The following is a 21981-nucleotide window of genomic DNA, read 5'->3' on the forward strand; positions in this document are numbered from 1 at the left end:
TCGTCCCCTGAACGAAGGGGCCGGCGGGAAGTGCTGCCTGAGCGGCCCTGCCATGGCATGTATACGCGTCGTCAACCGTTCGCATGCACGCGGTGCCTAGGGTCGCATCGGGGCTGGCTTGCCTGAGGCCGACCCTGCCCGGCCGCATCGTACGCGAGGAAACCCATGACCACTGCCGTAGAGACCGCCTGTCGCGGGCCCTGCACGCCCGCCACCGTGCAGGGTCAGCGCGCCTGCGGGGTGCCGACGCCGCGCAGCAGCGTGTCGGCCACGACGTCGGCGGCCTGTGCGGCGCTCAGCTCGGGCAGGTCCTCGGCGGCGTGTTCCATCAGCGGCGGCAGGACCGTGGCCACCCAGCCGGGTGGCAGGTCGGAGCGCAGCAGACCCTCGTCGGTGGCGCGCTGCAGGAAGGTGTCGACCTCGTCGATCAGGCGTTGGCGGCGCTCGCGGATCGTCGCCTCGCGGAGCATGCGGCTCGTCTCCACGGGCCATTTGCGGTTGACGGCGATGATGCCCTCGACGTAACGATGCAGCGCGACCGCGACCGGGGCCTCGCGTGGCCTGGCGGCCTCGATGGCCTCCTCGACCGCGTCGTAGCGTGCTCCGTAGACGGCGGCCATGAGGTCTTCGCGGGAGGCGAAGCGGCGGTAGACCGTGCGGCGATCCACTCCTGCCTCGGCGGCGATGGCGGCGATGGTCGCGCTTCGCGGCCAAGGACTCTGGCCTGATCGGCCATACCTGAAGGAGTGAGGGAAGCGTGGAGTCGCTCGTCTCGACAATGGTGGGCCGGGATGGCGTCCAAGGGGAGCTGTCCGCGTTCATGGCGGCCGCCGGAGGGCAGGCCCTCATCCTCAGGGGCGAGACCGGGGTCGGCAAGAGCGCCCTGCTCGACCATGTGGCCGGCCTCGCGGCCCCGGAGACCCACCGGGTGATCCGCGCCGCCGGGGTCGAGGCGGAGGCGGAGCTGCCCTTCGCCGGCCTGCACCAGCTGCTGTACTCGCTGCTGCCTCACTCGGCCGGCCTCGACGAAGGCCGCCGCGCCGTCTTCGACGTCGTCTTCGGGCTGCGCGAGGGCAAGGCGCCGTCGGTCATGTCCCTCGGCATCGCCGTCCTCGACCTGCTGTCTTTGGCGGCGTCGGAGAAACCGCTGCTGCTGTTGCTCGACGACGGTCAGTGGATGGACCCCTCCAGCGTCGAGGTGTGCGGGTTCGTGGGGCGCCGGCTCAGCGGCAGCTCTGTGAAGATGCTCATCGCCGTACGGTCCGACGTCGGCTCGCGGTTCGACACGGCCGCGCTTCCCGAACTCCCCGTGGCGGCCCTGCCGGAGGAGGCGGCCGGGCACCTGCTGGACATGCGCCATCCGCAGCTCGACGCGCAGACCCGGCGCATCGTCCTGGAGCACGCCATGGGCAACCCTCTGGCGCTGTTGGAGCTGCCCGCCTACCTGAACGGCGGCCACACCGGCCGCACGGCGGAGGCACTCCTCGGATTCGGCAACATCCCGCTGTCGCGCCGTCTGCAGCACGTCTACGGCCTCCGCGTCGAACGCCTGCCCGGCCCCGTACGCGAGGAATTACTGCGCGGCGCCCTCGACGGCGTCGGGGCGGGACCGGGCGCCAACCGCGCCCCCGGCGCCCGCTACCGCATGCGCGAGGCCGACGAAGCGGTCGCGGCCGGCCTCCTGGACATCGACCCCGCCACCGGCGACCTCATCTTCCGGCACCCGCTGATCCGCACCACCGTCGTTCAGCTGGCGACCCCCAACCAGCGCCGCGCGGCACATGCCGAGCTCGCGCGGGTGCACCGCGACGACGTCGAGCGGCGCGCCCGCCACCTGGCGGCCTCGATCGTGGATCCCGACGAGGAGGTGGCAGCCGCGCTGGAGGCCGCGGCCGACTCGGCGACCCGGCGCGGCGGCGCGGTCGCGGCCGTGGCCTGGCTGACCCGCGCGGCGGAGTTGAGCGAGACGCCCGCCGACCGCTCCAGGCGGGTCGGTGACGCCGCCTTCATCGCCGGGCATGCGGCGCTCCTGGACCAGGCGCAGAAGCTCGTCCGCTCGGACCTGCTGCCGGGCGCGAGCGGGTCTCCCGCCGCGGTCGTCACCTCGGCCTACGTGGCCCTGTACGAAGACGGCGACGTACGCTCCGCGCATCGTCACGTCGCGGCGGCGATCGAGAGCCTGCGGAAAGACAGCGCGCACGAGCCCGCCGAAGTGCTCACCCGGCTGGTGAACGTGCTGCTGGCCATCAGCCAGTACGCCGGCGACGCCGCGCTGTGGGACCGCACCAAGCAGCTCATGGACTCTCTGGGAGACCGAGTCGACACCCGCTCGGCGATCTACCGCGACGCGTGGAGCGACGTCGTCCGTCACGGCTCGGGCGTGCACGAGCGCGTCGAGCGCGCGTTCGCCGGCGCCTCGGAGCTGGAACCGTGGGACGTCTCGCGCCTGGCCGTGGCCGCCTACCACGTCGACACGCTGAGCCAGTACCGCCCCTACCTGCAGCGCGCCGTCGACCGTGAAGTGGATACCGGCGCCGTGGCCACCGGCATGACCATGCTGCACCTCATCATGCTCGACCAGCTGGCCGCCGGCGAGTGGGACGACGCCGAACGGACGGGACAACGCGCGCTGGAGCTGACCACGTCCCGCGGAAACGCGCTGTTCACCCACCACACCCACGCCTACCTGGGGCTCCTGGCCGCCATGCGCGGCCAGGTCGAACGGGCCCGGGAGCTGCAGGCCCTCCTGGACGCCTGGGCCCGCCCGCGCGGCGTGGGATTCCTGGCCCAGATCGCCGACGCCATCGGCACGACGGCGGCCCTGAGCGAGGGCGACTACGAAGCCGCCTACCTGTACGCCATCGGCATCACGCCGCCGGGATCGTTCGCCCGCTGCGTCCACCAGGCCTCACGCACGCTGCTCGACCTGGTCGAGGCCGCCGTGCACACCGGGCGTCTGGAGCAGGCCCGCCGGCACGCCCAGGCCGCCTCCGACGCCGGCCTGCCCGGCATCTCCCCCCGGCTGGCCCTCATCACGTACGGCGCTCTGGCCATGACGACCGACGACGAGAAGGAGGCCGAGGACATGTACGCCCGGGCCGAGGCCCAGCCGGCCGCAGCCGGCTTCCCGTTCGAGCTGGCACGCATCCGCCTGGTCCACGGCGTCCGGCTCAGGCACACCCAGGGACCCAAGGCCGCACGGCCCGTCCTGGTGCGCGCCGCCGAGTCCTTCGAACGGCTCGGCGCCACAGGCTGGGCCGAACGTGCCCAGGCCGAGCTGCGCGCATCAGGGGCGCCCGCCCGGGCCTCGCTGTCGTACCTGTCCACGCTGACCTGGCAGGAACGCCGCATCGCCGAGCTGGCCGCAAGCGGGCTGACGAACAAGGAGATCGGCGAACGCATGCATCTGTCCCCGCGCACCGTCAGCTCCCATCTCTACCGCGTCTTCCCGAAATTGGGCATTACCTCGCGTGCCGCGCTGCGCGACGCTCTGGACAAGGTCGGCGACGGCGGCGACGCGTGAGCCCCCTTCACCACTTCGACGGGTCGGCGCGCACCCCTCGCTCGGCGAGCCAGACCAGCACGTAGTCGGCGACCGCCCGCCAGCCGCTGTCGATGACCAGCGAATGGGCCCGATCCGGGAACTGCTTGAGGCTGCTGGTGGCCGTCGAGTCGCTGTACAACTTGTACACGGCCCGGGTGACGTGATCCGGCACGAGCCGGTCCTCCTGCCCCGAGATCAGCAGCAGCGGGCCGCGGCCGGTGTTGCCGTGGTCCACGACCGCCCGCGGGTGCCGTACGGCGCCGCCGTGTCCCAGCTCGGCCAGCAGCCGGCGCGGCCCGGGAACGACGTGGCGCTCGAACAGCTCGGCCGACTCCTGCTCGGTGACCGCGCTGGCGAACAGCCGCCGGAACCTCCCGGCGTCCATGGACACCGGCCACGGCTCCCCAGGCGCCGGGGAGCTCGCGTGGTCCACCGGGGCGGGGGCGATGGCGACCGCGGCACGGCCCGCGTTCGTGCCGAGGAGGTGCTGCGCGATGAGCCCGCCCACCGAGTGGCCGACGATCACGGGCGGGGTGTCGAAGGAACGGACGATGCGCGCGTAGTGATCCGTGAGCGCGTCGAGCCCCAGCTCGTGGAGCGTCTCGGGATGCCGGCGTGCCTCGCCCACCGTGGCGGGCTCCCCCGGCCAACCCGGCGCGCAGACGGCGAAGCCGAAACTGGAGAAGCGCTCGTTCCATGACTCCCACGACGACGCGTGGAGCCACGCGCCATGGATGAAGACGACGGGAGTCGGGTTCACGGATCCTCCGGAAAGGCTCAGGACCAGGTCGTATGGGATGTGACCAAGGATCGTCCAGATGCGCCTGGGGCGGGAACAGTCGAATGACTTAATGTTCGTGTCCGCCTTGCGTCGCTGGTCCGGCGCGGTCTGCCGGGACGCCGGGCTCCGGGGGTGGGTTTCGCGTGGGCGGCACGGCTGCCGTTCGCCGTGTCTCACCGTCATGTGACTGATGTGCCGGATCCCTCGTGCCCGAAACAGTGAGAGATGTCGCATTCCCTGCGACACGACACGGAGGATTTCACATGATCAACAGGCGCACCTTCGGCAAGGCCCTCGGTTTGGCCACCGGCGCGACAGTCGCCTCGCTGGCGGGCGTGCAGGCGTTCCCGGCCGCCTCAGCCACCACGCGCGGGGCGGCCCCGACGTTGCCGGCGGTCACGCCCGGCACGCACACGTCCTTCGCCTCGCTGAAGCAGGTCAAGGCCGGGCTGCTGGACATCGGTTACGCCGAGGCGGGCCCGGCCCGCGGGCCCGTGGTCATCTGCCTGCACGGCTGGCCGTACGACATCCACAGCTTCGTCGACGTCGCTCCCCTGCTGGCGGCGCAGGGCTACCGGGTGATCGTTCCCTACCTGCGCGGTCACGGCACGACGCGGTTCCTGTCCTCGAAGACGTTCCGCAACGCCCAGCAGTCGGCGATCGCGCTCGACATCATCGCCCTGATGGACGCTCTCAAGATCGACAAGGCCGTGCTTGCCGGCTTCGACTGGGGATCGAGGACCGCCGACATCATCGCCGCCCTGTGGCCGCAGCGGTGCAAGGCCCTGGTGTCGGTGAGCGGCTACCTCATCACGAACCTCGAGGCCAACCTCGAGCCGCTGCCGCCGAAGGCCGAATACGCCTGGTGGTACCAGTACTACTTCGCCACGGAGCGGGGCCGGAAGGCCATGGAGGACCCGAAGAAGCGCCACGACCTGAACCGGCTCGTCTGGGACACCGTCTCCCCGACGTGGGACTTCGACGACGCCACCTTCGAGCGCACGGCCGCGGCCTTCGAGAACCCCGACTACGCCGCCATCGTGATCCACAACTACCGGTGGCGGCTCAGCCTGGCCGACGGTGAGCGCCGTTACGACGGTCTGGAGAAGCGGCTCGCCGCACGGCCGACCCTCAAGGTGCCGACCATCACCCTGGACGCCGAGCGCGACCCCTTCACGGCGCCGCCGGGCGACGGCTCGTCGTACCGGAACATGTTCACCGGCGCCTACGAACACCGCACCCTGGAGGGCATCGGCCACAACGTGCCGCAGGAAGCACCCACGGCCTTCGCCCAGGCCGTCGTCGACGTGGACCACTTCTGACGAACGCGACAGCCAGCCCACTTCCTGCGATACCACGACAGCCTGCCGGATACGATCCGGCAGGCTGTCGGTGTCTTCGTGGCCGTGTCGCACCCGCGCCCTCCGCGAGCCGCCACGAAAGCCGTCAGACGGTCTGCGTGTGCCGCTGGCGGGCACGCCAGGCCAGCAGCCCGGCCTGGATGATGAAGAACACGCCGCCACCGGTGGCATAGACCGACAGCACGTCGAGGGAGGCGTCGTCCCCCAGGGCCTGGATGTTGTAGAAGATGCCCACGAGGAACGACAGACCGCCCGCGATCAGCATCGGCCACTGCTTGCCCAGCTCCGGGCCGCGCCGCCGCAGCCCGACCAGCACCTGCGCCGCACCGGAGACGACGGCCCAGGCACCGAACACGTGCAGCACCGCCGCCACCCCGCCCATCCCCGCCAGGCCGACGCCGACGGCGGCCAGAGTGCTGAGCACCCCGTTGAACAGCGTCAGGCGACGCTCCGATCCGTCCGGGAGCGCACGCAGGTCGATCAGCGACGACACCGCGTCGATCAGCGGATAGACGACCAGCAGGGTGATCGCGAGGCCGTCGATGGGGTCATGCGCGGAGGCGAACGCCGCGGCCCACGCCACGGCCAGGACTCCACGGACCAGGTACAGCTTGAGCAGGGATGACGTTCCGGATGACGTCGTGTTCATGGTGGGTGCGCCTTTCCAGACGAGTGGATGGTTGTCAGTGCCGGGCGCAGTAGTAGCTGCCGGCGTCGGCCGGGTCGCCGTGGCCGGTGTAGCGGGAGACGGACGGGTACCGGCACAACTCGCGCGTCACCGTCTTGCCGGAGGAGTCCGTGATGGCGGCGCTCAGCGTCTGCGGGGCCTTGCCTTGTTCGACCCAGGCCGTCAGGGCGCCGAGGGCGTCGGTAGGTGCGGGGCCGGTGCTCGTGGGGCCGGCGCAGTGGGCGACGCCCGGCGCCAGGAACAGCCGGTAGAAGTCGTCGACCCGGGCCGCACCGCCCATGGCCAGCTCCACCCGCCGGCGGTAGTCCACGGTGCCCTGAGCGGGAATCAGCTGGTCGGCCTGGCCGTGCCAGGTGAGGAGCTTGCCGCCGGACCTGCGGAACGCCGACAGGTCGGGGTCGTCGGTGCCGATGATGGTGTCGTACTCGGCCTGGGACTGCTCGAACAGCTCGGCGAACTCGGCGTAGGTGATCGTCGAGAGGTCATAGGAGGGCTGCCGCTTCAGGAACGTCGAGACCCAGCTGGCCGGTACGGGGAACGGCATGCCCACGCGGTTCCCGTCCGCGTCGATGTCGGTGCCGGCGAGGTCGAAGCCGGCACCGATCGGGATGCCGGACCACAACTTCTTACCGGACGGGGTGCGCGGGCCGTCCCAGATCTTACGTACGACGGCGGCGTCGGCCGCGGTGATGGTCTCCTGCTCGCCGTCGCATTCGACGCTCTTGCCGATGAGCTGCCGCGGGTCGAAGGTGCACCTGGCGGGGTCGCCGATCAGCCCGTCGGGAGCGCCGTCGAGCGGGTCACAGGCCTTGACGGCGGCCTCGTTGAAGGCGTTGAACTCACAAGGGGAGGGGAAGGTGTTCTCCTCGTTCATCACCACCTGCGGCCACAGGGTCGCGACCTCGAACTCGTCCCAGCTGATCGCCGGAGCGGTGGCCAGGATGCCGTCGAAGTCGCCAGGGTGGCGCTGGGCCTCCATGTAGCCCTGGCGGCCGCCGGTCGAGCAGCCGGTCCAGTACGAGTAGGAGACGGACCTGCCGTAGACCTCCTTGACCACATGCTTGCCGACGACCGCCATCTCGTGCTGGGACCGGTCGGCGAAGTTCTTCAGCAGCGCCGTGTTGACCTCGCCGTCACTGTTCAGGGCCCAGCTGGTGTCCAGGTATGTCCCGACGCCGGCGTCGGTGGTCGCGGCGGCGTAGCCGCTCTTGATCGCGCCGGCCAGGCCCGCGCCGTAGTCACCGGCGGCGAAGGCGCTGCCGCCCAACGCCTGGAAACGGCCGGTCCAGCCGGTCTCGGGCAGCCAGATCCGCACCTTGGCGTGGTCGCCGACGCCCGGGTGGGTGAGCGTGACCGTGACATCGCAGTAGGCCGGCACGTCCGGGATCTCGACCACGTCGGTGAACGGCGGCACCGGAGGGACGGTCACGGTGCCCGCCTCCCGGCTCACCGCCGTCACGGACTCCACCGTGGTGCCCGCCGGAGCATTCACGGAGATGGACGAGCACGTGAACGGGACGGCGGCGGAGCGCGCGGTGCCGGCCGAAGCCGCGGCCGGCAGGCACGCCGCCGCCGCCAGCGGCACTCCGGCCGCGAAGATGAACAGAAGGCGTTTCATGACATTCCTCTCAATGAAGTGCCGGGTCGTCGGCTGTTGCGGTGCGTCTCACTGTCGTTCGCGGCCGGCACCCGGCACATCAGTCAGTTGACGGTCAGCACCGGCGAGCCGCTCCCCGAGCACGTCACACACGTCGCGGCGCAGGTCAGCGGGCACACAAGGGGACATGTGCGCAGGTCGCGGCCCACGGCTTGGCGGTGCCGCCCGTGCTCACGTCACCGACTGAAGAGTTGAATGGCTTAACGCGCTGAGGCGCGAACAGGCGCGCACACGGCCGCCACGCAAGGCCGGACAGCCCGCCGACCAGCGCCGTTGTGGCACTGAACGACGGCCGCGGCCGGCTCGTCGTGACTGACCGTCAAGTGACCGATGTGACCGCGGTCCTTCCCGGACGACAGTGATGGCACCTCGTCCGAATGCCTTCTGAAAGGGAAATACCGTGGTCAGCATCAAGGGTGTACGCAGCCGGCGGCTCATGTCGGGCGCCCTGTCAGCGGTCGCGATCGGTCTCCTCGCCACCGCCGTCGCCACGCCCGCCCACGCGGCGGACAAGCCCGCCAAGCCGACCATCGTGCTGGAGCACGGCGCCTTCGCCGACGCCTCCAGCTGGAACGCGGTGATCGAAGAGCTGCGCGCGGACGGCTACCCCGTCGTCGCCGCGGCCAACCCGCTGCGCGGACCGGCCAACGACGCGGCCGCACTCCGCAGCGTCCTCGACCACGTCGCCGGGCCCAAGATCCTCGTCGGGCACTCCTACGGCGGCTCGGTCATCAGCGTCGCCGGCGCGAACGACCCCCAGGTCAAGGCCCTCGTGTACGTTGCCGCCTTCCTGCCCGCCCCCGGTGAGACCGCCCTGGAGCTGACGAACAAATTCCCCGGCTCCACCCTCCCCGGCGCCCTCGACCCCACCCCCTTCACTCTCCCCGGCGGCACCACCGGAACCGACCTGTACATCAAGCCCGGCAAGTTCCACCACCAGTTCGCCGCCGACGTACCGGCCGGCACCGCGGCTCTCATGGCCGCCACCCAGCGGCCCATCGCCCAGTCCGCCCTGGAGGAGAAGACCCAGGCCGCCGCCTGGAAGGACAAGCCCACCTGGGCCGTCATCACGACCCAGGACCTCAACATCCCCGCCGAAGTCCAGCGCTACATGGCCAAGCGCGCCCACGCGCACTCCATCGAAGTACGCGCCTCCCACTCCGTCGCCGTCTCCCAGCCGAAGACCGTGGCCGACGTCATCGAGAAGGCCGCACGCGCCACCCGATAGCGCCAACCCGAAAGAGAGATCACGACCATGGACATGAAGCTCGAAGTCGTCGTCCTGCCCGTATCCGACGTCGACCGCGCCAAGGACTTCTACACCCGGCAGCTGGGCTTCCGCCTCCACGCGGACTTCCCCATCAAGGACGGTTACCGGATCATTCAGGTCACTCCCCCCGGCTCCGCCTGCTCGATCATCTTCGGCGACGGCCTCACCGACGCCGAACCCGGCACGGTCCAGGGACTGCACCTGATCGTGTCCGACATCGAGCAGGCCCAGAAGGAACTGGCCGGCCGCGGCGTCGACGTCACCGGCCCGTTCCACGACGCCACCGGGGCCTTCCACCAGGCCGGCGAGACCGGCCGCGTCATGGGCCCGCACCCGCAGCGTGCCAGCTACGGCTCCTTCGCCTCGTTCGCCGACCCCGACGGCAACCGCTGGTTCCTGCAGGAGATCACCGAACGGCTGCCCGGCCGCTGACCAACGGCATCCCCGAGACACGGCCACACATGGAGGACCAATGACCACCGAAGACACCCGTACCTATGACGTGGTCGTGATCGGGGCCGGTCCGGTCGGCGAGAACGTCGCCGACCGGACCACCGCCGCCGGCCTGAGCACCGTCATCGTGGAAAGCGAACTCGTCGGCGGCGAATGCTCATACTGGGCGTGCGAACCGAGCAAGGCCCTGCTGCGGCCCGCACTCCTGCGTGCCGACGCCGGCCGGGTACCAGGCCTGGGCCCGGCCGCCGCCGGACCACTGGACACCGCCGCGGTGCTGGCGCATCGCGACCGCATGGCCGCCCATTGGAACGACGACGGCCAGGTCGAATGGCTCAAGACGGCCGGCATCGACCTTCAACGCGGCCACGGCCGCCTCGACGGGCCACGACGCGTGGCCGTGACCACCCCCGACGGCGGTACCGTCCACCTGCGTGCCCGGCACGCCGTGGCCGTGTGCACCGGCAGCGGCGCCGCCCTCCCCGACCTTCCCGGGCTCGCCGCCCTGCGCCCCTGGACCAGCCGCGAAGCCACCAGCGCGCCGCAGCCGCCCGGACGACTCATCATTGTCGGCGCAGGCGTCGTGGCCACCGAGATGGCCACCGCCTGGCAGGCCCTCGGCACCGAGGTCACCCTCCTCGCCCGCGGCACCCGCCTGCTGCCCCAGATGGAACCCTTCGCCGGCGAACTCGTCGCCGACCGCCTGCGCGAAGCGGGCACCGGCCTCCGGTTCGGCGTGACCGTCGCCACCGCTGCCCGGACGAGCGGCGAGGTCCACATCATCCTTTCCGACGGCAGCCGGCTCACCGCTGACGAGATCCTCTTCGCCACCGGCCGCGCACCCCGCACCGGCGACATCGGCCTCGAGACCATCGGCCTGATCCCCGGGGACTGGCTCACCACCGACGACACCCTCACCGTCACCGCCACCCCCGGCGAGTGGCTCTACGCCGCGGGCGACGTCAACCGGCGGGCGCTGCTCACCCACCAGGGCAAGTATCAGGCCCGCATCGCCGGCGCCGTCATCGCCGCCCGAGCCTGCGGCACCCCGCTCGACACCGGACGCTGGAGCCCTCACGCCGGCACCGCCGACACCGCAGCCGTACCTCAGGTCGTCTTCACCGACCCCGAGGTCGCCGGCGTCGGCCTCACCACCGTCGAAGCCGGGCGCACCGGCCGCCGCGTCGACGTGGTCGATTACGACCTCGGCCATGTCGCCGGCGCCCTCCAGCACGACCCGCACTACCGCGGCAGAGCCCGCCTCCTCATCGACCCTGATCGCCGCACCGTCGTCGGCTGTCACCTTGCCGGACCAGGCGTCGCCGAGCTCCTCCACTCCGCCACCGTGGCGATCATCGGTGAAATCCCCATCGAACGCCTCTGGCACGCCGTACCGCCCTTCCCCACCATCAGCGAGGTGTGGCTGCGGCTGCTCGAGACGTACCGGGACCAGCACAGCCGAGGGAACGGAAGCGCTGACGGGCTTCTCGTGTAGCGCATGAAGAGATGTATGTCACCTCAGCGCGAAACCGCGGACCCGGTGGCGGTAGCGCAGCGGTGACTCGCCCACCTCGCGTTTGAATGCGGTGCTGAACGCGCTTTCGGAGGAGTATCCCAGGTCAGAGGCCAGCGATCCAATGCGGACATCGCCGTCGCGCAGCGCGCGTTGCGCCAGCAGCATCCGCCAGCGGTTGAGATAGGTCAGCGGGGGCATGCCCGCCACCGTCCGGAAATGTTCGGCGAACGAGGTCCGCGACATCGCCGCGGCACGCGCCAGCTCCTCCAACCGCCAGGGCCTTCCCGGCTCGGTGTGCATCAAGGTCAGCGCCGGACGCAGCCGCTCGTCGGTCAGCGCCCGCAGCCATCCCGCCGGTAGCTGGGCCTGCTCGACGAAGGCCCGCAGCACCTCCAGCAGCAGAAGCTGGCCGTACTGCCGGATCGCGAACGCCGAGCCGATCCGGTTACCGACCACCTCATCGAACAGCCGGTCGAGACTGCCGCGCAGGTTGGTCGCCGTGGCAGCAGACGCCCGGACGTGTCCCACCGGCGGAAGCGCCTGCAGCAGCAGCGCCCGGCCTGCCGGATTGAGGTCGACACGGCAGCCGATGACGACGTCATCGGCACCGATGAGGCGAGTGGAGGGATCGCCCTCCTCAGGAATGATCTCGCGGGGCGGCCCGTCTCCGGTGCCGCCCTGTACTTCCAGCCACGACCGGCCGTTCAGGATCGCGACGTCGCCCGGCTCGAGCTCGATCGAATCGTCGATGCCGTCGGTGGACAGCCGGGCCCGGCCGCACACCATCGCGATGAGCTTCAACGGGTCCTGAACGACGGCCCGCGACACCCATGGTCCCCGCACCGCGAACCAGCCGGTCAGCAGTCCGCGGATCTCGACGAGGTCGAAGACCTCAGAGAGCTGATCACCAGCCATGTTCGTACTTTCGCGCAAGAAATGCGGACTCACAACTATTCAGCGTACGGACGAATGGGCGCAGGCTGGTGGCATGACGCACAAGCAACGCCCCATCGGATCCGGATTCACCGCGGCATCGACGGCCGACGAGGTGCTCAAGGGCATCGACCTGTCGGGCAAGAACGTCGTCGTCACCGGCGGCCACCGCGGGATCGGCCTGGAGACCACCCGTGCGCTCAGCAAGGCCGGCGCGTCGGTCACCGTGGCCGCACGCAACCCGGACCGCGCCGCCTCCGCGCTGACCGGGATCGAGCGCGTCGAGGCCAGTGAGCTGGACCTCCTCGACCCGGCATCGATCGACGCCTTCGTCACCCGGTACCTCGACTCGGGCCGCCCGCTCCACATCCTCATCAACAACGCCGGCATCATGGCCGGCCCGCTGGTGCGAGATGCCCGCGGCTACGAATCGCAGTTCGCGACCAACCATCTCGGCCACTTCCAGCTGACTCTGGGCTTGCTGCCCGCACTGCGCGCCGCTCACGGCGCCCGAGTGGTCAACGTGACCTCCGGCGGCCACCGCCTGTCCGACATCCGCTGGGACGACCCGCACTTCACCACCGGCTACGACGACATGGGCATGCTCGCCTACGGCCAGTCCAAGACCGCCAACGTCCTGTTCGCCGTCGAGCTGGATCATCGATGGGCCGGAGACGGGATCCGCGGCTACGCCGTGCACCCAGGCATCGTCATCGGCACGAACCTCGGCCCCCACCTGGCCGAGGGCGAAGAGCGGACACCCTGGCTGAGCGACGACGCACTGCGGGCCATGGGCCTGATCGACGATTCCGGACAGCCGATCAACGACCCCGACCGTGAGATGAAGACGCCGCAACAGGGCGCCGGCACCACCGTGTTCGCCGCGACCAGCCCCCTGCTCGACGACATCGGCGGTGTCTACCTGAAGGACAACGACATCTCACCGCTGGACACCCCGAGGCCCATCAACTTCGGTACTGAGGAGGACATCCCGTCCGACGTCGTGCCGCACGCCGTCGACCCGGACTCGGCACGGCGGCTGTGGGAGCTGAGCGAGCGGCTGCTCAAGGGGTAGGGCGCCAACCGCAGTCAAGCCCCAGAACCCACGTCCGGCGGCCGCTCACGTCACCGCCGGCTCACACGGTCTCGGCACGTGTCAGGTCGCTGATCGCGGCGAGGCCTTCGCGTTGCAGGTCGACCAGATCGCGGGTCTCATCGGGAGCGATCCACCGGTCGAAGGCCGTTTTGAACACCAGAACGACCAGTTCACCGGCCAGGCAAGCGGTCACATCGGCGACGCCACGGGCGACGAGCGCGGCGGCCACGGCGTGGGAGAGCTTCGCCAGCTTGAGCAGCTCGCGCTCCCGCAACTGCTCGTTCGCCGTGATGATCTCGTTCCGCAGGCGGGCGAAATCGCGTCCCCGTACGTCCTGGAGGGCCCGGCCGCCGGCATCAAGCGCCGCGACCAGCAGGCCGGCCAGGGACGCGTCCGCCGGCGCGTCGGCGATCGCGTCCACGAAGACCGCCTCGAGCTGCTCCTCGCCGGCGAACAGCACCTCGCGCTTGTCCGCGAAATGCCGGAAGAACGTCCGCTCCGTCACCCCGGCCCGCCCGGCGATCCCGGCCACGGTCGTCGCCTCGAAACCGTCCTCGGCGAACAGCTCCATCGCCGCCCGCTGCAGACGATCTGACGCCCCAGGTGCCCAACGTGCCATGTCCGGATCGTAACCGGAATCAAGGTGATGACAGAGCCTGACATCATCGCTATGCTGATTGATGTCAGTCGATGACATCAGTAGTGGAAGCGAGCACACCATGCATGTCTTCGTCACCGGAGCGTCCGGATTCATCGGCCGCGCCGTCGTCGCCGAGCTCATCGCCGCCGGTCACGAGGTGACCGGCCTGGCCCGCTCCGAGGCATCGGCAACCGTCATCAAGGAGCTCGGGGCTGAGGTCAACCGCGGCGACCTCGACGACCTCGACCAGATCCGCCAGGGCGCGGACGCAGCCGACGGAGTGATCCACCTCGCGAACAAGCACGACTGGGCCCACCCCGAGATCTCCAACCGCGCCGAACGGGCCGCGGTCCAGACCATCAGCGACACGCTGGCGGGGTCCCGTCGGCCGTTCGTGTTCGCGGCCGGCCTCGCTCTCCCCGGCCTCGGACGCCCGTCGACAGAGCGGGATCCCAATCCCGCCGCCGGCCCGGACTCACCGCGCGGCGGCGCCGAGAACCTCGCCCTGACCTACGCCGGCCGTGGCGTACGCGTCATCCCCGTCCGCTTTGCCCCGACCGTCCATGGCGAAGGCGACCACGGCTTCGTCTCCATCGTCGCCCAGGCCGCCCGACGCCGCGGAGCCTCCCTCTACCCCGGCGAGGGACGCAATCGCTGGCCCGCCGTCCACCGGTCCGACGCCGCACGCCTGGTCCGGCTCGGGCTCGAGAACGCCCCCGCCGGCACGATCCTGCACGCCGCCGCCGAAGAGGGCGTGCCCGTCCGGCGGATCGCCGAAGCACTCGCCGGCCGCCTCGGGGTGCCGGCGAAGTCCGCCCCGGCAGAGCAGGTCGCCGATGAGATCCCGTTCATCGGCCGGTTCCTGGCCGTCGACATCCCCGCCACGAGCAAGATCACGCGCGACCTGCTCGGCTGGCGACCAACCGGCCCCACCCTCCTGGAGGACATCGCCGCGGGCCACTACGACCGACCCTGAACCATGCGCCCTTCGGCACACCCGACCTCGTTCCGCCTACGCGCTCCAAGCAGTCAGGCGTCGAAGCGGCGGCGGGCGGTCTCGATGTGACCGAAGTACTGGTAGGTCCAGCCGCAGATCAGATCGACCGTTGCTCGCAGGGCTCGGCCCGGCTCGGTGAGGGTGTACTCCACCCGCGGCGGCACGGTGGGGTGCACCTTTCGCTCGGCCAGGCCGTTGCGCTCCAGCATGCGCAGGTTCTGGGTGAGCATCTTGTGGCTGATGCCTTCGACCTCGTTCCGCAGCTCGCTGAAGCGCAGGGTGCGCTCACCGAGAGCCTCGATGATCAGCAACGCCCACTTGTTGGCGACATCCGAGAAGATCTCCCGCGCCAGGGAGTCCGCGCGCCTCAGGTCCGCTTCGTCGGACGAGCCTCTGAACTGCTTGGTCACCATCAGGTTCCCCAGTCACTGAAAAGTGCGTTCTTCCACGTCAGCGAACACTCTCCTATGGTTTCTGAGTAACTGCAAGAGAGCACGGTGTCTTGGGTTCGGCGGACGCGTGCCCACGGGCTCTCCGACAAGGAGGCATGCGACATGGCCATCACCCTGGTGAACCCCAAAGGATTGCCCGAAATCGATGTCTACCGGCAGGTGTCGATCGCGTCGGGGTCGAGGCTGGTCTTCATCGCCGGGCAGGTCGCCTGGGACGCCGAGGGGATCACGGTCGGCGAAGGCGATCTCGCCGCGCAGGTCGAGCAGTGCTACCTCAACATCGCCACCGCCCTGGCCGAGGTCGGCGGCTCCTTCGACGACGTGGCGAAACTGACCGTCCACGTCGTCGACTGGACCCCCGACAAGATGCCCTCGCTCCTGGAGGGAATCTCGCGGGCGGCCGCGAAGCTGGAGGTCACTCCGGTCCCACCGGCCACGCTGCTGGGCGTTGCAGCACTGGACGTTCCCGACCATCTTGTCGAGATCGAAGCCATCGCGATCCTCGACTGAATCAATGCTCAGTGGCCGACCGGCGGCGAGAGGACAGCTCGTCCGTTGCCGTTGCGCTCGCCCACCCAGATGAAAGGCGGCTGAGGAGACCTCATGGCTGTTGCGCTCATCAACCCTGACAGGCATGTCCGAGTCCCGATCTACCACCACGTCGCGGTGGCGACGGGTAGCAGGCAGGTCCACATCGCGGGACAGGTCGCCTGGGACGAGAACGGCGAGCTCGTGGCACCGGGCGACCTCGCCGGACAGGTTGCCCAGGTCTACCGCAACGTCGCCAAGGCGCTCGACGCGGCAGGGGCGACGTTCCACGACGTCGTCCGCTTTACGTGGTACGCCGCAGGCTGGAAGAGAGACATGTACGACGCCTTCAACGCGGGTATTGAACAGGCGGCCCGCGAATTCGACATCACTACGCCGCCGCTCGCGCTGATCGGGGTCGACATCCTCTTTGAGCCCGGCATTCTCATTGAGGCCGAGGTCACCGCGATCATCGATCAGGGACGGTCGACGGGTGCGTCGGTCGCGGCTTTGGCGTAGCGGCGGGCCAGGTGCGCGAAGGCGCGCTTGAGCTCGGACGGCCCGACCACCTCGATGTCGGTGTCGAACCTGCCGATGGCGGCGGCCAGGCCAGGCCATGACCAGGAGCCCAGGAGGAGTCGGCAGCGCTTCGGCCCGAGTTCCTCGACGACTCCGTCGCGGGTGTAGCGGGACACGGTGGCCGCGGGGAGGCCGAGGATCACCTCGCCGCGGCAGGGCCAGTCGCCAGAGCCGTTGGAGCCCCGGAACCTGCCGGCCAGGAAGGCGGCCACGTCGCCTCCGGGCAGCTCGCGCAGGGCGAAGCGGGGCCCGTTGGGGGTGCGCGGGATGATCCGGTCGGCGCGGAAGGTGCGCCAGTCCTCGCGGTCGAGGTCCCAGGCAATGAGGTACCAGCGCCCGCCCCAGGTAACGAGGTGGTGGGGCTGCGCCCGGCGAGGCGGGGTCTGCACGCCGGCGTCGTCCGCCTCTGGTGGGGAGGCGGGGGTGTAGTCGAAGCGCAGCACTTCGCGGGCGTGTACGGCGGCGCTGAGTGCCATCAGCACGCTGCTGTCGACCTGTGGGTTCGGTCGGGTCGCGGGCTGATCGACGGCGGTGACCTGGAGGGTGTCGATGCGGCGGCGCAGCCGTGCCGGCATGACCTGCCGGACGGTGGCCAGCGCACGCGCCGCGGCCTCCTCGATGCCGGCGCCGGTGGTGGTGGCGCTCTGGAGGGCGACGGCCAGCGCGACGGCCTGCTCATCGTCGAACAGCAACGGGGGCAGCTGCGTGCCGGCGTCCAGCCGGTACCCGCCGTCGGGCCCTTTGAATGCCACGATGGGGTAGCCGAGCTCGCGCAGGCGGTCGACATCGCGGCGCACGGTGCGCGGGCTGACCTCCAGCCGCTCGGCCAGTAGCGCCCCGGGCCAGTCCCGTCGCGCCTGGAGCAGCGAGAGCAGCGCCAGCAGTCGCGCTGATGTCTTCGGCATGACTCCATAGTGCCGTTGAGAAGAGGACACGTCCTGGCCGCTTCAGCTGCGATCGTCCTGCCGTACCCAAGAGCTACCGGAAGGACCTGAAGGCGATGACCATCAGCACTGGCACCGCGGCATCCTCGACCCTCGACGCCGAGCGGGCCGACCTGCTCGACCAGCTCGCGGCCGCGCGGTCCGCCCTGCTCACCACCGTACGCGGGCTCAGCGACGAGCAGGCGGGCGAACGCCCGACGGTCAGCGCGCTGTGTCTGGGCGGTCTGGTCAAGCACGTCGCGTCGATGGAGGAGGCCTGGCTGAGGTTCGTGGTCGAGGGCCCGTCGGCCATGCGCTACGACCTGCCCGAGGGAGTGAGCTGGGCGGACATCGCGGCGGGCACCGCCCGTGAGTACCCCCAGTGGGCGATCGACCACCAGAACGGCTTCCAGGTGCTGCCCGGCGAGACGCTGACCGGCATCCTCGAGCACTACGAGCGGGTCGCCGCCCGGACCGCGGAGATCATCGCGGCCGTCCCCGACCTTTCAGCCACCCGCCCCCTGCCGGAGGCGCCGTGGCACGAGCCGGGAGCGGTGCGCAGCGTACGACGCGTGCTGACGCACCTCATCGCCGAGACCGCCCAGCACGCCGGGCACGCCGACATCCTGCGGGAGACGCTCGACGGGCAGAAGTCGAGCTGACCGGCGGATGACGCCGGATCGGATTCGCCCTGGCACCAGAGGCGACCGTGGGATCGGCCGGAGCCTGGTGGCCAAGCCGCAGCGCCGGGAGTGGCTGCCGGGTCAAGCCCAGGCGATCTCACCGGTCCGGTCGACGAAGCCTCCGGAGCCGGCGCCGGGCTTTTCGGTTGCGGGGGACCGACACCCGCCGGTGCCTGAGGGTAGGAGTTTCTCGGCCACCCTAAGCGACCCTGCCCTCGGCTGACCTGCCCTAGCCTCGAAGACACGGACAGGGAGAACCCGCTCGGCCCACCAGATCGTTCCGACGGGCGCGATCTACTGCGCCACGAAGTACGCCGCCTGGGAGATCATGGAGGCCTGCGCCTTGAGCTCGACCCGAGCATCCGGGTCACCATCATCTCGCCCGGCGTAGTGGAGTCCGAACTGGCCGACTCCCTCACCGACCCGGCCGCGAAGGCGGCCATGCGGACGAACCGGGCGGATTCGATCCCGCCGCAGAGCATCGCAGAGGCCGTCTCGTACGCGGGCCGTCCGGTGTGGACGTCAACGAGATCGTCATCCGTCCGGCCCGGCAGCGGTGACCGCGTTCTCGCGCCCTGGCCTGAAGTGAAGGCGCTCGCGGTGCCGGCCATCGAAACGAGCTCCTTCAAGGTCGCTGCCGGCACCCGGAAGGACTGGTCAGCGGGTCAGACCCCGTCCTCGTCCGCGGAGGTGGCGGGCCGGCCTTCGGGCGGCGGCAGCGGCCGAAGCGGGCGCAGGCCGCGCTCCGGCGCCGACGAGGCGATGGGGTAACGGCTCCACCGCTGGACTGACATTGGCTGCTCACGCTCTCGAAAAAGCGGCATGCCGACGTTATCCCGGCCTCTTCAGCAGACGAGCCCGCTGATGGATCCTCTCCACAAGCTCTGCGGCCCGGGCCTTGATGAACGCGACCCCCTCGGTGCCCCATTCGTGGGGCTTGGTGTCCACGACGCAGATGGTGCCCAGAGTCTCCGTCCCGTCGATCAACGGAGCGCCCAGGTAGGCGCGAATCCCGATCTCGTCCACCACCGGATTGTTGGCGAAGAGGTGATAGTCCATCACTTCGTCCAACGCCATCGCATGTTTCCTGGTCACCACGTACATGCAGTAGCCGTGGTCGCAGGCCATTGTCCGGAACGGATCCCGCTCGGCGTCGACGCCCCGGTCGCGCGAGGAAGGATACAAGCCGGCAAAATACTGCCGTTCCGGGCCGATGATGTTGACCATGGCGAACGGCGCCTCTAGCTCGTGGGCCAAGGAGCGGGCGAACTCGTCGAACTCCGGGTCAGGCTCCTCCCTGATGCCCAACTCCTGGAGCCGGGCAGCCCGGCGGGGCGCTTCCTCATCTATGGGAGTCACTAGGCGGAAGGCGGAGGGAAGGCTCATCACAAGCTCCTGTCTGCTTACCTGGCCGTTCCTGTCGGACTGCGGCCATCCGCTCGGAGGATAGCAAGGTGATCGCGGAACGGCGGCGGCGGCGAACGGACCAGTCCGGCCACTGCCGCCTGCCCAGAGGCCGAGCAATCTTCGAGTCACTAGCGGTGGCGACGCCCGTCCGTGCCTGGGGCTCGCCGTGGGCTGCGGTCCGGCCGCGGACTCCCGCGTCAATCGCAAGAGCCGTCCCCCGGCTGACCGAGCGCCGCATCACCTCAAATCCCGTATAGATCGATATTGTGCTGATTGACTCAGTATGGTGACCCCTGTTGACCGATCACCTTTGTACCAAGGACGCCCGATGTCTGCGCCTCCCCCGCCTACCACCGCCCCCGAACGTCAAGACGCCGGAAGCCGTGGTAGGTCACGCGGCCGCGGTAAACGTCGTCCGAACAACGTTCATGCCTTCCATCTGTACATTTCCATCCTTCCAGCAGCCCTTATGGCGTGCCTGGGGCTGATCGCGGTGACGGTGCTGATCGTGGCGGGACCCTCGTCGCCGCAGGCTTGGCCGACACTGGCCGTCATTGCGGGGGGAGCGGTGGCCATCATGTTGGTCGGGATCGTGGTGGCGGACAAGGCGACTCAGCGGGAGCGTCGGATATCCGATCGTTCGGCATCCCGCCTCAGGGACTTGGAGTCGCGGCTCGGCGACCTGGGGTCCTTGGTGTCCCGTGACCGGCAAGAACTGCAAGGCCTGGCAGAGCGGATCGCGGCCGGCGAGGTTCCCGCACGACGCGACGTCGACTTCCGGCCTATAGCGACCGGCGACCCCATCACGCACCTTGCGCATGAATTCCAGAAAGCTCAGAACGAGGCCCGGAACGCTGTGATCAACGCGGCGAGCCGGAAACCCAGTGACCGCCCCGCGCAGCGAGTCGAGGTCTTCGTCAACCTTGCCCTGCGAATGCAGTCACTGTCTCATCGGGCGATGAGGGGACTCGACGAGCTGGAGAACCAGGTCGAGGATCCGGAACTGCTCAAGGGCCTGTTCAGGGTCGATCACCTCACTACCCGCCTGCGCCGACAGGCCGAGAGCCTCGCTGTGGTCGGTGGAGCCGTCTCTCGGCGCCAGTGGAGCAGGCCGGTATCCGCGTACGAGATTCTGCGCTCTGCCATCGCCGAGGTCGAGCACTTCAGCCGGGTCAAAGTGGTGCCGCCGGTCGAGGGGGCACTGGACGGCGGCGCGGCCGCGGACATCATCCATCTGCTCGCCGAGCTTGTCGAGAACGCCACCAAGTTCTCGCCGCCGCACACGCAGGTGCTCCTCCGCGCAGAAGCCGTAACAGCCGGCTTGGCCATCGAGATCGAGGACCGCGGCCTCGGCATTCCCCGAGAAACCCAGCGTCGGCTGAACGACCTTCTCACCGCTCCGGAACGAGTCAACGTCGACGAACTGGTGCAGGACGGCCGTATCGGACTGCTCGTGGTATCCGCGCTCTCACGTCGGCACAAAGTCGTTGTCAGGCTGCAGAGCAACATCTACGGCGGCACCCAGACCATCGTCGTGATCCCGAATGAGTTGATCAGTTCAGAATCGCGGGAGACCGGCGTACGACAGGCGACATCACCCGAGCCCGCCGAACCCACGCCTGCCCCGTCGGCCAGTGAGCCAGGCTCGCTTTTCACGCCGATGCCCTCCTCCGGTTCCAGACAGGACACCCCAGTGGTGAGCCACCACGATGCCGGTTCCCGCCCTGCTGACCCGTCCGAGGCTTGGAGGAAGCAGACCGCCGGCGCGCCGGCCCGGCAAACGGAGAAGCGGACCGACCTCAGTCCTCCAAGAGGTACCGGCCGACGTCCGGAACTGCCGAAACGTCGCCCTCAGGCGAACATGGCGCCCGAGCTTCTCAACACTCCCGCGACACTGGATGACGACACGGACCTCGACCTCGATCACGGGCTGATGGCGTCATTCATGAAGGGGATGCGCAGTGGCCAGGACGAAGACACGAAAGACGGGACTGGTAACACCGGTCTGTAGAACATTACAAACCTAGAAGGAGCGTCCCATTGAGCGCCGTCTCGTCAAACAAGACTCAGGATCTTGCCTGGCTGTTGAAGGGTCTGTCCCAGGAGGTCCCTGCCATTCGTGGCAGTGTGCTGCTGTCCTCCGACGGACTGATGAAAGCCGCCCACGGTCTGGACCGCGACAGCTCGGAATATCTCGCGGCACTCGCCTCCGGGCTTTTTTCCATGGCACGGAGCGCCTGTGCCAAATTCGACGGCGGCAACGAAGTACGCCAGGTCGTGACTGAACTCAAGTCCAGCCGGCTGTTCATCTCGTGGGCCGGCCACAACTCGGTTATCGCGGTGCTGGCGGGGGGAGACGCCGACCCGGCTGTCGTCGGTCTCGAGATGGCTCGGCTGATCAAGGCCGTCCGTCCCTTCCTGGACACGGCGATCCGCCCGCCGACAACCGGTTCTGGTGGCAGGAACCGATGAA

Annotated in this window: 22 protein-coding genes; 13 read left to right on the forward strand and 9 right to left on the reverse strand. The window is 69.6% G+C overall.

Features of this window, described 5'->3' with window-relative positions:
- Positions 1–224: 224 nt before the first annotated feature.
- Positions 225–779: a TetR/AcrR family transcriptional regulator gene (locus tag EDD27_RS42370; RefSeq protein ID WP_127937535.1), complete on the reverse strand. Its 555-nt coding sequence runs from the start codon at positions 777–779 to the stop codon at positions 225–227.
- Here EDD27_RS42370 and EDD27_RS42375 point away from each other — a divergent pair.
- Entirely contained in the window at positions 758–3523 is a 2766-nt protein-coding gene (locus EDD27_RS42375) for a helix-turn-helix transcriptional regulator (protein ID WP_127937537.1), read from the forward strand. The two genes, EDD27_RS42370 and EDD27_RS42375, sit on opposite strands and share 22 nt — an antisense overlap.
- A gap of 7 nt (positions 3524–3530) precedes the next feature.
- On the opposite strand, the gene EDD27_RS42380 is transcribed toward EDD27_RS42375, so the two are convergent.
- Entirely contained in the window at positions 3531–4304 is a 774-nt protein-coding gene (locus tag EDD27_RS42380; RefSeq protein WP_127937539.1) for an alpha/beta hydrolase, read from the reverse strand.
- Positions 4305–4588: 284 nt separating this feature from the next.
- Here EDD27_RS42380 and EDD27_RS42385 point away from each other — a divergent pair, with 284 nt between their 5' ends.
- Entirely contained in the window at positions 4589–5647 is a 1059-nt protein-coding gene (locus EDD27_RS42385; RefSeq protein WP_127937541.1) for an alpha/beta fold hydrolase, read from the forward strand.
- Positions 5648–5771: 124 nt separating this feature from the next.
- Here EDD27_RS42385 and EDD27_RS42390 read toward each other — a convergent pair whose 3' ends face one another.
- Positions 5772–6335 carry a DUF308 domain-containing protein gene (locus EDD27_RS42390; RefSeq protein ID WP_127937543.1) on the reverse strand — a complete coding sequence of 188 codons (564 nt, stop codon included), beginning with the start codon at positions 6333–6335 and terminating at the stop codon, positions 5772–5774.
- A 34-nt stretch (positions 6336–6369) separates the two neighbouring features.
- The gene (locus tag EDD27_RS42395; protein WP_127937545.1) at positions 6370–7992 is read right to left on the reverse strand and encodes a tannase/feruloyl esterase family alpha/beta hydrolase; all 1623 of its coding nucleotides are present in this window, start codon (positions 7990–7992) and stop codon (positions 6370–6372) included.
- A gap of 439 nt (positions 7993–8431) precedes the next feature.
- On the opposite strand from EDD27_RS42395, the gene EDD27_RS42400 reads away from it, so the two are divergent.
- The 3 genes from EDD27_RS42400 to EDD27_RS42410 are packed head-to-tail and all read left to right on the forward strand — an operon-like array spanning position 8432 to position 11249.
- The gene (locus EDD27_RS42400) at positions 8432–9259 is read left to right on the forward strand and encodes an alpha/beta fold hydrolase (RefSeq protein WP_241564541.1); all 828 of its coding nucleotides are present in this window, start codon (positions 8432–8434) and stop codon (positions 9257–9259) included.
- Positions 9260–9292: 33 nt separating this feature from the next.
- The gene (locus EDD27_RS42405; RefSeq protein ID WP_241564542.1) at positions 9293–9733 is read left to right on the forward strand and encodes a VOC family protein; all 441 of its coding nucleotides are present in this window, start codon (positions 9293–9295) and stop codon (positions 9731–9733) included.
- 40 nt (positions 9734–9773) lie between these two features.
- Positions 9774–11249, forward strand: coding sequence for a dihydrolipoyl dehydrogenase family protein (locus EDD27_RS42410; protein ID WP_127937549.1), 1476 nt, complete (start codon positions 9774–9776; stop codon positions 11247–11249).
- 18 nt (positions 11250–11267) lie between these two features.
- Here EDD27_RS42410 and EDD27_RS42415 read toward each other — a convergent pair whose 3' ends face one another.
- The gene (locus tag EDD27_RS42415) at positions 11268–12185 is read right to left on the reverse strand and encodes an AraC family transcriptional regulator (protein WP_127937551.1); all 918 of its coding nucleotides are present in this window, start codon (positions 12183–12185) and stop codon (positions 11268–11270) included.
- Positions 12186–12258: 73 nt separating this feature from the next.
- Here EDD27_RS42415 and EDD27_RS42420 point away from each other — a divergent pair, with 73 nt between their 5' ends.
- Positions 12259–13278: an SDR family NAD(P)-dependent oxidoreductase gene (locus EDD27_RS42420; protein ID WP_127937553.1), complete on the forward strand. Its 1020-nt coding sequence runs from the start codon at positions 12259–12261 to the stop codon at positions 13276–13278.
- Between the two features lie 61 nt (positions 13279–13339).
- On the opposite strand, the gene EDD27_RS42425 is transcribed toward EDD27_RS42420, so the two are convergent.
- The gene (locus tag EDD27_RS42425) at positions 13340–13918 is read right to left on the reverse strand and encodes a TetR/AcrR family transcriptional regulator (RefSeq protein WP_127937555.1); all 579 of its coding nucleotides are present in this window, start codon (positions 13916–13918) and stop codon (positions 13340–13342) included.
- Between the two features lie 100 nt (positions 13919–14018).
- Between EDD27_RS42425 and EDD27_RS42430 the strand changes: the two genes are divergently transcribed.
- Complete coding sequence (locus EDD27_RS42430; protein WP_127937557.1) at positions 14019–14915, forward strand: SDR family oxidoreductase; 897 nt, start codon at positions 14019–14021, stop codon at positions 14913–14915.
- 53 nt (positions 14916–14968) lie between these two features.
- On the opposite strand, the gene EDD27_RS42435 is transcribed toward EDD27_RS42430, so the two are convergent.
- Positions 14969–15349: a winged helix-turn-helix transcriptional regulator gene (locus EDD27_RS42435; RefSeq protein ID WP_127937559.1), complete on the reverse strand. Its 381-nt coding sequence runs from the start codon at positions 15347–15349 to the stop codon at positions 14969–14971.
- Positions 15350–15490: 141 nt separating this feature from the next.
- On the opposite strand from EDD27_RS42435, the gene EDD27_RS42440 reads away from it, so the two are divergent.
- Both EDD27_RS42440 and EDD27_RS42445 read left to right on the forward strand, forming a co-directional pair.
- Positions 15491–15898, forward strand: a complete 408-nt coding sequence (locus EDD27_RS42440; RefSeq protein WP_127937561.1) for a RidA family protein — start codon at positions 15491–15493, stop codon at positions 15896–15898.
- A gap of 93 nt (positions 15899–15991) precedes the next feature.
- Positions 15992–16435: a RidA family protein gene (locus EDD27_RS42445; RefSeq protein WP_127937563.1), complete on the forward strand. Its 444-nt coding sequence runs from the start codon at positions 15992–15994 to the stop codon at positions 16433–16435.
- On the opposite strand, the gene EDD27_RS42450 is transcribed toward EDD27_RS42445, so the two are convergent.
- Entirely contained in the window at positions 16393–17400 is a 1008-nt protein-coding gene (locus EDD27_RS42450; RefSeq protein WP_127937565.1) for a helix-turn-helix transcriptional regulator, read from the reverse strand. The genes EDD27_RS42445 and EDD27_RS42450 overlap by 43 nt on opposite strands.
- Positions 17401–17495: 95 nt before the next feature.
- Here EDD27_RS42450 and EDD27_RS42455 point away from each other — a divergent pair, with 95 nt between their 5' ends.
- Positions 17496–18080 (forward strand): DinB family protein, encoded by a 585-nt coding sequence (locus EDD27_RS42455; RefSeq protein WP_127937567.1) that lies wholly within the window; start codon positions 17496–17498, stop codon positions 18078–18080.
- A gap of 411 nt (positions 18081–18491) precedes the next feature.
- Positions 18492–18872: a hypothetical protein gene (locus EDD27_RS57325; RefSeq protein ID WP_241564543.1), complete on the forward strand. Its 381-nt coding sequence runs from the start codon at positions 18492–18494 to the stop codon at positions 18870–18872.
- A 60-nt stretch (positions 18873–18932) separates the two neighbouring features.
- On the opposite strand, the gene EDD27_RS42465 is transcribed toward EDD27_RS57325, so the two are convergent.
- Positions 18933–19487: a GAF domain-containing protein gene (locus EDD27_RS42465; RefSeq protein ID WP_127937569.1), complete on the reverse strand. Its 555-nt coding sequence runs from the start codon at positions 19485–19487 to the stop codon at positions 18933–18935.
- A gap of 514 nt (positions 19488–20001) precedes the next feature.
- On the opposite strand from EDD27_RS42465, the gene EDD27_RS42470 reads away from it, so the two are divergent.
- Together EDD27_RS42470 and EDD27_RS42475 are read left to right on the forward strand one after the other, a co-directional pair.
- Complete coding sequence (locus EDD27_RS42470; RefSeq protein WP_164904033.1) at positions 20002–21519, forward strand: sensor histidine kinase; 1518 nt, start codon at positions 20002–20004, stop codon at positions 21517–21519.
- A 29-nt stretch (positions 21520–21548) separates the two neighbouring features.
- Positions 21549–21980 (forward strand): roadblock/LC7 domain-containing protein, encoded by a 432-nt coding sequence (locus EDD27_RS42475; RefSeq protein WP_127937573.1) that lies wholly within the window; start codon positions 21549–21551, stop codon positions 21978–21980.
- Position 21981 lies beyond the last annotated feature (1 nt).

The sequence above is a fragment of the Nonomuraea polychroma genome, from assembly GCF_004011505.1.
Taxonomy (GTDB): domain Bacteria; phylum Actinomycetota; class Actinomycetes; order Streptosporangiales; family Streptosporangiaceae; genus Nonomuraea; species Nonomuraea polychroma.

Excerpts from the sequence above, each read along its gene's own strand:
- EDD27_RS42435 (WP_127937559.1), bottom strand. The coding sequence starts at position 15,349 with ATGGTGACCAAGCAGTTCAGAGGCTCGTCCGACGAAGCGGACCTGAGG.
- EDD27_RS42415 (WP_127937551.1), bottom strand. The coding sequence starts at position 12,185 with ATGGCTGGTGATCAGCTCTCTGAGGTCTTCGACCTCGTCGAGATCCGC.
- EDD27_RS42410 (WP_127937549.1), top strand. The coding sequence starts at position 9,774 with ATGACCACCGAAGACACCCGTACCTATGACGTGGTCGTGATCGGGGCC.
- EDD27_RS42385 (WP_127937541.1), top strand. The coding sequence starts at position 4,589 with ATGATCAACAGGCGCACCTTCGGCAAGGCCCTCGGTTTGGCCACCGGC.
- EDD27_RS42450 (WP_127937565.1), bottom strand. The coding sequence starts at position 17,400 with ATGCCGAAGACATCAGCGCGACTGCTGGCGCTGCTCTCGCTGCTCCAG.
- EDD27_RS42420 (WP_127937553.1), top strand. The coding sequence starts at position 12,259 with ATGACGCACAAGCAACGCCCCATCGGATCCGGATTCACCGCGGCATCG.
- EDD27_RS42405 (WP_241564542.1), top strand. The coding sequence starts at position 9,293 with ATGAAGCTCGAAGTCGTCGTCCTGCCCGTATCCGACGTCGACCGCGCC.
- EDD27_RS42430 (WP_127937557.1), top strand. The coding sequence starts at position 14,019 with ATGCATGTCTTCGTCACCGGAGCGTCCGGATTCATCGGCCGCGCCGTC.
- EDD27_RS42425 (WP_127937555.1), bottom strand. The coding sequence starts at position 13,918 with ATGGCACGTTGGGCACCTGGGGCGTCAGATCGTCTGCAGCGGGCGGCG.
- EDD27_RS42395 (WP_127937545.1), bottom strand. The coding sequence starts at position 7,992 with ATGAAACGCCTTCTGTTCATCTTCGCGGCCGGAGTGCCGCTGGCGGCG.
- EDD27_RS42465 (WP_127937569.1), bottom strand. The coding sequence starts at position 19,487 with ATGAGCCTTCCCTCCGCCTTCCGCCTAGTGACTCCCATAGATGAGGAA.
- EDD27_RS42455 (WP_127937567.1), top strand. The coding sequence starts at position 17,496 with ATGACCATCAGCACTGGCACCGCGGCATCCTCGACCCTCGACGCCGAG.
- EDD27_RS42390 (WP_127937543.1), bottom strand. The coding sequence starts at position 6,335 with ATGAACACGACGTCATCCGGAACGTCATCCCTGCTCAAGCTGTACCTG.
- EDD27_RS42445 (WP_127937563.1), top strand. The coding sequence starts at position 15,992 with ATGGCTGTTGCGCTCATCAACCCTGACAGGCATGTCCGAGTCCCGATC.
- EDD27_RS42440 (WP_127937561.1), top strand. The coding sequence starts at position 15,491 with ATGGCCATCACCCTGGTGAACCCCAAAGGATTGCCCGAAATCGATGTC.